The 12,523-nt window shown below is 63.4% G+C and carries 8 protein-coding genes and 3 rRNA genes; all 11 read right to left on the reverse strand.

What is annotated here, in order from left to right:
- Positions 1-7 precede the first annotated feature (7 nt).
- The gene (locus tag NF557_RS10115) at positions 8-895 is read right to left on the reverse strand and encodes an NAD kinase (protein WP_252619133.1); all 888 of its coding nucleotides are present in this window, start codon (positions 893-895) and stop codon (positions 8-10) included.
- Positions 896-1,744: a TlyA family RNA methyltransferase gene (locus NF557_RS10120; RefSeq protein ID WP_252619135.1), complete on the reverse strand. Its 849-nt coding sequence runs from the start codon at positions 1,742-1,744 to the stop codon at positions 896-898.
- 7 nt (positions 1,745-1,751) lie between these two features.
- The gene (locus tag NF557_RS10125; protein WP_252619137.1) at positions 1,752-1,913 is read right to left on the reverse strand and encodes a hypothetical protein; all 162 of its coding nucleotides are present in this window, start codon (positions 1,911-1,913) and stop codon (positions 1,752-1,754) included.
- A gap of 117 nt (positions 1,914-2,030) precedes the next feature.
- Positions 2,031-2,855: an HAD-IIA family hydrolase gene (locus NF557_RS10130; protein WP_252619139.1), complete on the reverse strand. Its 825-nt coding sequence runs from the start codon at positions 2,853-2,855 to the stop codon at positions 2,031-2,033.
- Entirely contained in the window at positions 2,852-3,733 is an 882-nt protein-coding gene (locus NF557_RS10135) for a tetratricopeptide repeat protein (RefSeq protein ID WP_252619141.1), read from the reverse strand. The genes NF557_RS10130 and NF557_RS10135 overlap by 4 nt, the downstream gene beginning before the upstream one ends.
- Positions 3,655-4,377, reverse strand: coding sequence for a hypothetical protein (locus NF557_RS10140; RefSeq protein ID WP_252619143.1), 723 nt, complete (start codon positions 4,375-4,377; stop codon positions 3,655-3,657). The genes NF557_RS10135 and NF557_RS10140 overlap by 79 nt, the downstream gene beginning before the upstream one ends.
- Before the next feature lie 336 nt (positions 4,378-4,713).
- A 5S ribosomal RNA gene (gene rrf / locus NF557_RS10145) occupies positions 4,714-4,830 on the reverse strand.
- A 115-nt stretch (positions 4,831-4,945) separates the two neighbouring features.
- Positions 4,946-8,075: ribosomal RNA gene (locus tag NF557_RS10150) — 23S ribosomal RNA — on the reverse strand.
- 442 nt (positions 8,076-8,517) lie between these two features.
- Positions 8,518-10,036, reverse strand: a 16S ribosomal RNA gene (locus tag NF557_RS10155).
- Together the 16S, 23S and 5S rRNA genes form the textbook arrangement of a ribosomal RNA operon.
- A 518-nt stretch (positions 10,037-10,554) precedes the next feature.
- Positions 10,555-11,820: a tyrosine--tRNA ligase gene (gene tyrS / locus NF557_RS10160; protein ID WP_252619145.1), complete on the reverse strand. Its 1,266-nt coding sequence runs from the start codon at positions 11,818-11,820 to the stop codon at positions 10,555-10,557.
- A gap of 46 nt (positions 11,821-11,866) precedes the next feature.
- Entirely contained in the window at positions 11,867-12,493 is a 627-nt protein-coding gene (locus tag NF557_RS10165; RefSeq protein WP_252619146.1) for a DNA-3-methyladenine glycosylase, read from the reverse strand.
- Positions 12,494-12,523: the final 30 nt, after the last annotated feature.

Consider the following 12,523-nt stretch of genomic DNA (forward strand, 5'->3'; position numbering starts at 1 on the left):
TCGCACCCTAGGCGGGGCTGCCGTCAGGCTTGCCGCGCCACCCGGCGACCGGCAGCTCGAACTTGGCGACCAGACGGTCCGTGAACGAGCCGGTCGACAGCCGGGCGAGACGCACCGGGGTCTCGCTGCGGCGCACCTCGATGCGCGCCCCGGGCGGAAGGTCGACGGTGCGGCGGCCGTCGCACCACATGACACCCTGGGTGGTGGCGTGGGGCACGACCTCGACGGCGACCCGGGTGTCGGGTCCCAGCACCACGGGGCGGGCAAACAGCGCGTGCGCCGAGATGGGGACGACGAGCAGTGCCTGCACGTCTGGCCAGACGATCGGGCCTCCACCAGAGAAGGCATAGGCAGTGGAGCCGGTGGGGGTGGCCACCACCACGCCGTCGCAGCCCCACGTCGACAGGGGCCGTCCGTCGATCTCGACGGTCAGCTCGAGCATGCGCTCGCGGGCAGACTTCTCGACGGAGGCCTCGTTCAGGGCCCAGGTGTGGTCGACGAGACGACCGTCCTGATAGACGTCGACCTCCAGGGTCATCCGCTCCTCGACCGTGTAGTCGCGAGCCACGATCCGCTCGACGACCTCGGAGGTCTCCTCCCGCTCGGCCTCGGCCAGGAAGCCGACCCGACCCAGGTTGATGCCGAGCAGGGGGAGGCCAGCACCACGCGAGACCTCCGCGCCACGCAGGATCGTGCCGTCACCGCCGAGCACGACCACCAGCTCGGCGCCCGCAGCGGCCTCGGCGACCTCGAGGTCGCCCTCAAGGCTGTCCCAGCCCTGCTCTAGCTCGACCACCTCGATGCCCTGGTCGCGCAGCTGGGCCGCGACCGCCGCTGCCAGTGCCGGCAGGTCGGGGCGGTTGGCGTGCGTGACAAGCAGGATCCGCCTGGCCATCTAGTCGTCCTCCCCTGTCAGCTCGTGGATGCGGGCGGTCGTATCGACCGCACTCATCATGCCTGCTGTGGATGTCGCGAGCCAGAGCAGGTACTCCCTGTTGCCGTGGGCGCCGGCCACCGGAGAGGCCGCGAGGCCGTGCACGTGCCAGTCCAGACCGGTCGCGACCGCCACGACCTGCTCCAGGGTGCGGGTCCGTTCGGCGGCAGACGTGACGACGCCCCCGCGCCCCAACCGATCGCGCCCCACCTCGAACTGTGGTTTGACCAGGAAGACGACGTCACCACCGGGCGCGAGGAGCGGGGCCACGGCGGGCAGGACGATCTGAAGTGAGATGAAGGAGACGTCCCCGACCACGACGTCGAAGGTGCCGACCTGCTCCGGGTCCACATCGCGGATGTTGGTGCCCGGCAGGTCTGTCACCCTCGGGTCGTCCGCCAGCTCGGCGACCAGCTGGTCGTGCCCGACGTCGAGAGCGGTGACGTGATCGACACCGTGCTTCAGCAGGACCTGGGTGAAGCCTCCCGTCGAGGCCCCGACGTCCAGGGCGCGACGGCCCTCGACGCGCAGCAGACGCCGCTCGTCGGAGACTGGCTGCGAGGGTGCCGCGCTCCCCCAGATGGTCAGCGCATGGAGCAGCTTCAGCGCTCCCCGGCCCACCCACCGACTGGTGTCATCGTCGACGACACTGACCTGCTGTCCCGGCTGCACGGCATACGACGGCTTGTCGATCTGTCGGCCGTCGACCTGGACCGAACCTGCCCGGATGAGACGTTGCGCCACGTTCCGGGAGCGCGCCAGGCCGGCCCGGACCAGGTGTTGGTCGAGTCGGCTGTCCGCTGGGATCACGCAGGTCTCACGCGCCGGGAGGGGAGTCGGTGAGCCGTGCCTGCAGTCCACCCTGCGCCTGACGCGCGGCCTCGGCCCGCTCCGCGAGCGGCTGACCATCAGTCTCCTGGAAGGTGCTGATGACTTTATCGACCACGGGATCACCGGTCTGCGGCAGCGGCTGAGTCATGCTGGCAGGTTATCGCGACTGGGTCGGCCCACGACGCACTTGTCCACAGCAGGTGCGTCACCTGCTGGTCCAGCGCGACAGTCGGTGGTTCGGCGCGACAGTCTGTGGTTCGGCGCGTCAGCCTGTGGTCCAGTGCGGAACCAGACCAGGGATCGTGTCCGCGATCAGATCCGGGTGGTGGCTGGCCTCGGCCTGGTCGACCTCGGCGCGTCCGTGCACCCCCGTGAGGACCAGTGCCGTCCGCAGACCCGCCTGCTTGGCGCCGGCGATGTCGGTGTCGAGCCGGTCCCCGATCATCAGGACATCCTGGGCCGGCAGACCGATGCGTTGCAGCGCGATCTCAAACGCCGGCGCATGGGGCTTGCCTGTCACCAGATCCGGCTCTCGGCCAGAGGCATGGGCGACTGCCGCGACGAGGGACCCGTTGCCCGGGGCCTGGCCACGCTCGGTCGGCAGGGTGGCGTCGGTGTTGGTCGCCACCCAGTAGGCGCCCGCAGACACGGCATACGTGGCCTCGGCGAGCTCGCTCCAGTTGACGGCGGCGCCATAGCCCTGCACGACCGCCGCGACGATCTCGCTGCCGCCGTGCCCCAGCACCTCACTGGGTTCGATCACGGGGATGCCCTGCTCGTCGAGGGCTGCGGTGACTCCGGGGCCACCGATGGGCAGCACGAAGCGGCCCTCTGGCACCGGATGGTGCTGGCGGAGATAGCTCGCGGCGACCTGGGAGCTGTTGAGCACCTCGTCGGGCTCTGCCTGGACGCCCAGAGCCGTGAGGTGCGCCGCAACCTCTCCCGGAAGCCTGGCTGCGTTGTTGGTCAGGAACAGGATCGGCAGCCCCGCCTCCCTGGCCGTCTGCAGCCCCTCGACAGCGCCGTCGCAGGCGGTGCCGCCGCGATAGACGACGCCATCGAGGTCACACAGCAACCCGCGGACGGTCATCGAGCATCCGGCCCGTCCTGCGCGGGTTGATCCTCAGAGCCGTCGGGGGCAGGCTCGGCGGCTTCATCATTCATGGCCGCAGGCTCCTCATAGGCGTCGAGCTCCTGCAGGGGCACCCCACCTTCCTCGCGCAGGTCAGATGTCTCCTCGTCCACGTCAGTCGTGCCCTCGTCCGAGTCATCATCACCGAGGTCAGTGATGTCGACGCCGTCGAGCTCGCTGAGCCGGTCGGCCGCGTCGGTCAGTGCGTCCTTGTCGGCTTCCAGGGCACGGGCGAACCACTCACGTGCTGCATCCTGGTCGCCCGCGCCCAGCAGTGCTTCTGCATAGGCGTAGTAGAGCCGGCCGGCCCAGGACCGCTGCGGTGGGCTGGCCTGCACCAGCTCGCGCAGGGACTGCACTGCCGCGTCGTCCTGGCCGAGGTCGCGCCGTGCGCCACTGACGACGATCGCCAGCTCGACCCGGTCTGCCGCACTCAGCGACTGGGCAGCTGGTTCCTGCGCGAGTTCGATCGCCCGGTCGGGCCGTCCGAGGCCACGCTCGACGTCGGCCATGTGCGGCAGTAGGTGGTTCGAACCGCTGAGCCGCCTCGCGGTGCGGAACTCCCGCAGTGCCTCCGCCCACTCGCCACGGCGGTAGCGCACGAAGCCCAGGACCTCCCGCACGATGGCGACACGGCCTGCCCGGCGGGAAGCGTTCTCCGCGTGGTCGAGCGCGCCATCGAGATCCCCGGCAGCAAGAGCCTCCGAAGACGCGACGAGATGACGCGCCACGCCGTCAGCGTTGTCCTTGCTGAGAGTCAGCAGCTCCCGTCGGGCAGCCCGATCCAGCTGCTTTGCCTCAATGTGATCGGGGATCTCCGGTTCTGGCTTGCGCACCGGTCTGTGCCCAGAGTCACGGAAGTCGCGCTCTCGCGAAGGCCGGTCGCTGCCACCACGCGGCGCATGCCCCCGGTAGCCGCCGCGCTCGTCATCACGACGAGGCCCACGCCGGTCATCCTGACCCCGATAGCCCCCACGCTCGTCATCACGACGAGGCCCACGCCGGTCATCCTGACCCCGATAGCCCCCACGCTCGTCATCACGACGAGGCCCACGCCGGTCATCCTGACCCCGATAGCCCCCACGCTCGTCATCACGACGAGGACCACGACGGTCATCCTGACCCCGATAGCCACCGCCACGCTCGTCATCACGACGAGACCCACGACGGTCATCCTGACCCCGATAGCCACCGCCACGCTCGTCATCACGACGAGACCCACGACGGTCATCCTGACCCCGATAGCCCCCGCCACGCTCGTCATCACGACGAGACCCACGACGGTCATCCTGACCCCGATAGCCCCCACGCTCGTCATCACGACGAGGCCCACGACGGTCACCCTGACCCCGATAGCCCCCACGCTCGTCATCACGACGAGGCCCACGACGGTCACCCTGACCCCGATAGCCGCCACGCTCGTCATCACGACGAGGCCCACGACGTTCATCCTGGCCCCGATAGCCACCGCCACCGCCACGGTCATCGCGCCCCCGGTAGCGATCCTGCGCCGGCCGATCCGCCCGAGGACGCCACTCGCTGCCCCCACCGCGGCGTCCGCCTCCACCGCTGTCCGACCGCCAGCTCCCCGACCTCTGGTCCCGGCTGTCACCACGACTCTCTCGCCGATCGTCGCGTTGACCGTCCGACGCCGGCTTCTCCGGGGACTCCTCAGCCATGCGGCCCTCCTTATTGAAAGTTCTGTGGCAGTCTACGCGCCCACTCACTCACGCCAACTCCCGACGAAACTAGGTCCAGACATGGCAGTAGCCCCGCCCTGGACCGTGTGGTCTGGGGTGGGGCTACTGGAGTGTTTGTCCGGCGGTGTCCTACTCTCCCACACCGTCACCAGTGCAGTACCATCGGCGCTGAGAGGCTTAGCTTCCGGGTTCGGTATGTGTCCGGGCGTTTCCCTCTCGCTATGGCCGCCGTAACTCTATGGAGATGTCAAACCATTCTGGGCCCACCCGGGACACCACGTGTGTGGTGTGGGGGTGGGGTTTGTGGTTCGTATCTCGGGAACCACACAGTGGACGCGTGTCATCTTTGTTGTTAAGTTATCGGCTTATTAGTACCGGTCAGCTCCGCACATTGCTGTGCTTCCACGTCCGGCCTATCAACCCAGTAGTCTAGCTGGGAGCCTTCCAGAGTTACCTCTGTGGAGACCTCATCTTGGAGTGTGCTTCCCGCTTAGATGCTTTCAGCGGTTATCACGTCCGAACGTAGCTAATCAGCGGTGCCCTTGGCAGGACAACTGACACACCAGTGGTTCGTCCATCCCGGTCCTCTCGTACTAGGGACAGCTCTCCTCAAGTTTCCAACGCGCGCAGCGGATAGGGACCGAACTGTCTCACGACGTTCTAAACCCAGCTCGCGTACCGCTTTAATGGGCGAACAGCCCAACCCTTGGGACCGACTCCAGCCCCAGGATGCGACGAGCCGACATCGAGGTGCCAAACCATGCCGTCGATATGAGCTCTTGGGCAGGATCAGCCTGTTATCCCCGGGGTACCTTTTATCCGTTGAGCGACGGCGCTTCCACAAGCCACCGTCGGGTCACTAGTCCCGACTTTCGTCTCTGCTCGACATGTCTGTCTCACAGTCAAGCTCCCTTGTGCACTTACACTCGAAACCTGATTGCCAACCAGGCTGAGGGAACCTTTGGGCGCCTCCGTTACTCTTTAGGAGGCAACCGCCCCAGTTAAACTACCCACCAGGCAATGTCCCTGATCCGGATCACGGACCGAGGTTAGATATCCAGAACGACCAGAGTGGTATTTCAACGTTGACTCCACGAACACTGGCGTGCCCGCTTCATAGTCTCCCACCTATCCTACACAAGCCGTACCGAACACCAATACCAAGCTATAGTAAAGGTCCCGGGGTCTTTCCGTCCTGCTGCGCGTAACGAGCATCTTTACTCGTAATGCAATTTCGCCGAGTTCGTGGTTGAGACAGTCGAGAAGTCGTTACGCCATTCGTGCAGGTCGGAACTTACCCGACAAGGAATTTCGCTACCTTAGGATGGTTATAGTTACCACCGCCGTTTACTGGGGCTTAAGTTCAGAGCTTCGCCTTACGGCTAACCCGTCCCCTTAACCTTCCAGCACCGGGCAGGCGTCAGTCCGTATACATCGTCTTGCGACTTCGCACGGACCTGTGTTTTTAGTAAACAGTCGCTTCTCGCTGGTCTCTGCGGCCGTCCCGGCTTCGACACCGCTAGTGTGTCTGACCGGTCGGGCCCCCCTTCTCCCGAAGTTACGGGGGCATTTTGCCGAGTTCCTTAACCACGATTCACTCGATCGCCTTAGTATTCTCTACCTAACCACCTGAGTCGGTTTGGGGTACGGGCGGCTCGAACCTCGCTAGGAACTTTTCTAGGCAGCATAGGATCACCCTCTTCCCGCATACGCGGTCACTATCAAGCCTGGGGCACAAGGGGTGCGGACTTACCTACACCCCGCCTTACACTCTTAGACGTGGACAACCATCGCCACGCGGAGGCTACCTTCCTGCGTCCTTCCATCGCTTACCTACTACAGTCTCGGGTCCCGCGTTCCACACACCCCACGTCCCCCCGAAGGGAAACGCAACGGGCGTGTTTCAGGCGGTTAGCATCAACTGATTCGGTATGGGTCGGTTCTTCGCCGGTTCCGGAATATTAACCGGATGTCCATCGACTACGCCTGTCGGCCTCGCCTTAGGTCCCGACTTACCCAGGGCAGATTAGCTTGACCCTGGAACCCTTGGTTATTCGGCGGAGGAGTTTCTCACTCCTCTTTCGCTACTCATGCCTGCATTCTCACTCGTGTGGCATCCACGACTGGATCACTCCGCCGCTTCACTCGCCACACGACGCTCCCCTACCCATCAACACGCCTGGACACCAACCCCGAAAGGATGGTGCCGAGCAAAATGTTAATGCCACAGCTTCGGTGGTGTGCTTGAGCCCCGCTACATTGTCGGCGCGGAATCACTTGACCAGTGAGCTATTACGCACTCTTTAAAGGGTGGCTGCTTCTAAGCCAACCTCCTGGTTGTCACAGCAACTCCACATCCTTTCCCACTTAGCACACGCTTAGGGACCTTAGCTGGTGATCTGGGCTGTTTCCCTCTCGACTACGAAGCTTATCCCCCGCAGTCTCACTGCCACGCTCTCACTTACCGGCATTCGGAGTTTGGCTGACGTCAGTAACCTGGTGAGGCCCATCAGCCATCCAGTAGCTCTACCTCCGGTAAGAAACACGTGACGCTGCACCTAAATGCATTTCGGGGAGAACCAGCTATCACGGAGTTTGATTGGCCTTTCACCCCTACCCACAGCTCATCCCCTCAGTTTTCAACCTAAGTGGGTTCGGTCCTCCACGCCGTCTTACCGGCGCTTCAACCTGGCCATGGGTAGATCACTCCGCTTCGGGTCTAGACCCAGCGACTATGGGCGCCCTATTCGGACTCGCTTTCGCTACGGCTTCCCCACACGGGTTAACCTCGCCACTGAGCACTAACTCGCAGGCTCATTCTTCAAAAGGCACGCCGTCACCCCACAAGAGGGCTCCGACGGATTGTATGCACACGGTTTCAGGATCTATTTCACTCCCCTCCCGGGGTACTTTTCACCTTTCCCTCACGGTACTTGTCCGCTATCGGTCACCAGGGAATATTTAGGCTTAGCAGGTGGTCCTGCCAGATTCGTACGGGATTTCTCGGGCCCCGTACTACTTGGGAACACCCATCAGGAGTCCTCACTGTTTCGGCTACGGGAGTCTCACCCTCTATGCTAGGCCCTTCCAAGCCCTTCGCCTACAACAAGAATTTCTTACTCCTGCCCAACCCGGTAGAGCTGGGGCAAGGGTCCCACGACCCCGAACGTGCAACGCCTACCGGCTAATCACACACGCCCGGTTTAGCCTCATCCGCTTTCGCTCGCCACTACTCACGGAATCACATGTTGTTTTCTCTTCCTGTGGGTACTGAGATGTTTCACTTCCCCACGTTCCCTCTACCCACCCTATATATTCAGGCGGGAGTGACTGGCGATGAAGCCAGCCGGGTTTCCCCATTCGGAAATCCTCGGATCAATGTCTGGTTATCGACTCCCCGAGGCTTATCGCAGATTCCTACGTCCTTCTTCGGTTCCTGGTGCCAAGGCATCCACCGTGTGCACTTAAAAACTTAAGCCACAAAGATGCTCGCGTCCACTGTGTAGTTCTCAACATACGAAACGAAACACCCCAGCACCGTCCCCACCAACCCACCACCACAAACCACTCTTGCCGGTTCGCGTACGTGGGCGGTATGGGAACCACCAGGGCCCCGTCACAACCAAGACACCCAACCACCAACCCCCACCAGCGGCCCACCGCAACATCCGGCAACCACCAAAGGGGTTGTTGGCCCGATCTCTCAGGACCCAACAACGTGTCACACCCACACCCAGAAACCCCAACCACCCGTTCCACACCACCACCTCAAAGGTCATGGTCGTACTAGGACTGTCAAGGACCCGAGACTGCAGGCCTATAACCGATGTTCCACCCAGAGCTAGCCCCCACGGAACACTCGTCCGTGCAAGGACCGCTACAAACCCACCCAGCAACACCGGGCAGGTTGTGCTCCTTAGAAAGGAGGTGATCCAGCCGCACCTTCCGGTACGGCTACCTTGTTACGACTTAGTCCCAATCACCAGTCCCACCTTCGACGGCTCCCTCCCAAGGGTTGGGCCACCGGCTTCGGGTGTTACCGACTTTCGTGACTTGACGGGCGGTGTGTACAAGGCCCGGGAACGTATTCACCGCAGCGTTGCTGATCTGCGATTACTAGCGACTCCGACTTCATGGGGTCGAGTTGCAGACCCCAATCCGAACTGAGACCAGTTTTTTGGGATTCGCTCCACCTTACGGTATCGCAGCCCTTTGTACTGGCCATTGTAGCATGCGTGAAGCCCAAGACGTAAGGGGCATGATGATTTGACGTCATCCCCACCTTCCTCCGAGTTGACCCCGGCAGTCTCCTATGAGTCCCCACCATCACGTGCTGGCAACATAGAACGAGGGTTGCGCTCGTTGCGGGACTTAACCCAACATCTCACGACACGAGCTGACGACAACCATGCACCACCTGTATACCGACCTTGCGGGGCACCCATCTCTGAGCGTTTCCGGTATATGTCAAGCCTTGGTAAGGTTCTTCGCGTTGCATCGAATTAATCCGCATGCTCCGCCGCTTGTGCGGGCCCCCGTCAATTCCTTTGAGTTTTAGCCTTGCGGCCGTACTCCCCAGGCGGGGCGCTTAATGCGTTAGCTGCGGCACGGAACTCGTGGAATGAGTCCCACACCTAGCGCCCAACGTTTACGGCATGGACTACCAGGGTATCTAATCCTGTTCGCTACCCATGCTTTCGCTTCTCAGCGTCAGTTATGGCCCAGAGACCTGCCTTCGCCATCGGTGTTCCTCCTGATATCTGCGCATTCCACCGCTACACCAGGAATTCCAGTCTCCCCTACCATACTCTAGTCTGCCCGTACCCACTGCAGGCTCGGAGTTAAGCCCCGAGTTTTCACAGCAGACGCGACAAACCGCCTACAAGCTCTTTACGCCCAATAATTCCGGACAACGCTCGCACCCTACGTATTACCGCGGCTGCTGGCACGTAGTTAGCCGGTGCTTCTTCTGCAGGTACCGTCACAAAAGCTTCGTCCCTGCTGAAAGAGGTTTACAACCCGAAGGCCGTCATCCCTCACGCGGCGTCGCTGCATCAGGCTTTCGCCCATTGTGCAATATTCCCCACTGCTGCCTCCCGTAGGAGTCTGGGCCGTGTCTCAGTCCCAGTGTGGCCGGTCGCCCTCTCAGGCCGGCTACCCGTCGTCGCCTTGGTAGGCCATTACCCCACCAACAAGCTGATAGGCCGCGAGTCCATCCCCCACCGAAAAACTTTCCACCACCATCCCATGCGGGAAGTAGTCATATCCAGTATTAGCACCGGTTTCCCGGAGTTATCCCAGAGTGAAGGGCAGGTTACTCACGTGTTACTCACCCGTTCGCCACTAATCCACCCAGCAAGCTGGGCTTCATCGTTCGACTTGCATGTGTTAAGCACGCCGCCAGCGTTCGTCCTGAGCCAGGATCAAACTCTCCGTTAAAATCAAACACCCAACCACCCACCCCAAAAAGGCGGACAGCCAAGCAAACTTTGACCCAAAGAAGGGCACAATCACTAGCAGAACAAGTCACACTGACTCATCCAACAAAATAATCAAAGAAATCCTTGCCACCAGAACACACCACACACCCACACAAAATGGGCCCATGCCATGCCCCAGGACAGGGTAAAAATTGGCATCGATTACTGACACGCTGTTGAGTTCTCAAAGATCGGACACACACCAACCACCACACCAGAAACAACCAGCACAGCGATTGGGGCAACCTGACTACTGTACCACCTTGCCGGCGCGTTTTGCACACCCGGCATCGCAGCGAACTGCGGCCGGCTTCGGCGTGGTGGAGTGTCTGCTCCTGCGGGACCGGCCACTCCGGTGAACCGGGTGTCCGTGCCTCCCTGCTGGGCTGACGTGATGAAACTTTAGGTCACGTGCGCCGAGGAATACAAATCCGCAGGTCAGCGGCCCAGACGCCGCGTCGACCAGCGTTGCGCGGGTCAGGATGCGGCGCGACGTGCCGCAGCGAGGTTCTTGCGACCTCGGCGCAGGAGCGCGATGGACCCGTGCAGGAACTCGTCCTCCCCGAGACTGAGCTCAGGGTCGGTCACCTTCACGTTGTTGATGCTCACGCCGCCCTCCCCGATGAGGCGTCGAGCAGCGCCCTTGCTGTCCGCCAAGCCGGTGATGACCAGGGCGTCGACCACCGTCGTGCCGACCGACACCGGCCCACCCGGCAGCTCTGCGGTCGCGTCGGACAGGGTGCGGGCGTCGATCTCGGCAGGGTCGCCCTTGCCGAAGAGCACCTGGCTGGCGGCCTGCACCTGCGCGGTCGCTTCAGCTCCGTGCACCAGGGTCGTCACATCCGTCGCGAGCACTCGGTGCGCCTCGCGCAGGTGCGGTCGCTCCTGCGTCGAGCGCTCGAGGTCCTCGATCTCCTCGCGGGTGCGTGTGGTGAAGACCTTGAGCAACTTGCTGACCTCCGAGTCGGCCACGTTGATCCAGTACTGGTAGAAGGCATAGGGGCTGGTCATGTCCGCCGACAGCCACACGGCGTTGCCCTCGGACTTGCCGTATTTCTGACCGCTCTCGTCGGTCAGCAACGGTGTGGTCATGACATGCACGCTCGCCCCCTCCGCGCGGTGCACCAGGTCGACACCGGCGGTGAGGTTGCCCCACTGGTCCTGTCCACCGGTCTGCAGCGTGCAGCCGTGCTCGCGGTAGAGGTGCAGGTAGTCCAGCGCCTGCAGGATCTGGTAGCTGAACTCGGTGTAGCTGATCCCCGCCTCGCTCTGCAGCCGGGCCGCGACCGCATCCTTGCGGATCATCTGGTTGACCCGGAAGTGCTGGCCGATCTCGCGCAGGAAGTCGAGCGCCGACATCGGGGCCGTCCAGTCCAGGTTGTCCACGAGCAGAGCCGGGTTGTCGCCCTCGAACTCGACGAACGGCAGGACCAGCTCCTTGATCCGCGCCACGTTGGCTGCGGTCTGGTCCTTGGTCTTGAGAGTGCGTTCGCTGGTGGGCTTCGGGTCCCCGATCAGGCCGGTCGAGCCGCCGACGAGGACGATGACCCGGTGGCCTGCGCGCTGCAGGTGGCGCAGCATGACCAGCTGCACCAGGTTGCCAAAGTGGAGGGAGGGGGCGGTCGGGTCGAAGCCGCAGTAGACCGTGACCTGGCCGTCACTCAGCTCCTTGCGCAGCGCTGTCTCGTCGGTGGTCTGGGCCACCAGCCCTCGCCACTGCAGCTCTTCGAAGATGTCGCTCACGTCTGCCTCACGTCTCTCGGATCGGTCGTGCTGGGTCAGCCTACGTTCAGCTGCGACGGCGCAGGGGCGCGGCGGGCCGATAGTCGGACACGCTCGGCTCCCCGTCGATCCAGAACCGCCAGGGGTATGCCGTGCCGTCCCCACCCGGACCCCGCACTCCGACCCGTGGTCCAGTGCGGATCACGCCGGGATCGATCCGCTCCTCACCAGGGAGCAGCCGCACGGTCCCCGGTCCCAACAGGTCAGCGCCGTAGTCATCCAGCGTCAGCCCGAGCGCCTGGGCCAGCCGCGCGGGACCTCGCGCCAGGTCACGCACCGCAGGCACCCGGCCGGTGCGCGCCGACGTGCGCCGGCTCCGGGCCGCCTCCTCCCCGCTGATCAGCTCACCGGCCCGCAGCAGCACAGCCTGAGCGGTGCCGTCGGTGCCGCACACCACGTTGGCGCAGGTGTGCATGCCATAGGTGAAGTAGACATACAGATAGCCGGCCGGCCCGAACATCACCTCGTTGCGCCTGGTGCGACCACGGAACGCATGGGATCCGGGGTCCTGCTCGCCGGCATACGCCTCGACCTCGGTGAGCCGCACCGCGACGCCATCGTGCTCGATCACCGTCCCCAGCAGGTCTGGTGCCACCTCGAGGGCAGGACGGGCCAGGAACTCGTGCGTGATCACGGGGTCAGGCTCAGCGCGGGACGTCACGGA

It is taken from the genome of Ornithinimicrobium cryptoxanthini (assembly GCF_023923205.1).
Lineage (GTDB): Bacteria > Actinomycetota > Actinomycetes > Actinomycetales > Dermatophilaceae > Ornithinicoccus > Ornithinicoccus cryptoxanthini.

Bases quoted from the DNA above. Each gene is read 5' to 3' on its own strand.
- NF557_RS10115 (WP_252619133.1), bottom strand. From the start codon at position 895: ATGGCCAGGCGGATCCTGCTTGTCACGCACGCCAACCGCCCCGACCTG.
- NF557_RS10125 (WP_252619137.1), bottom strand. From the start codon at position 1,913: ATGACTCAGCCGCTGCCGCAGACCGGTGATCCCGTGGTCGATAAAGTC.
- NF557_RS10130 (WP_252619139.1), bottom strand. From the start codon at position 2,855: ATGACCGTCCGCGGGTTGCTGTGTGACCTCGATGGCGTCGTCTATCGC.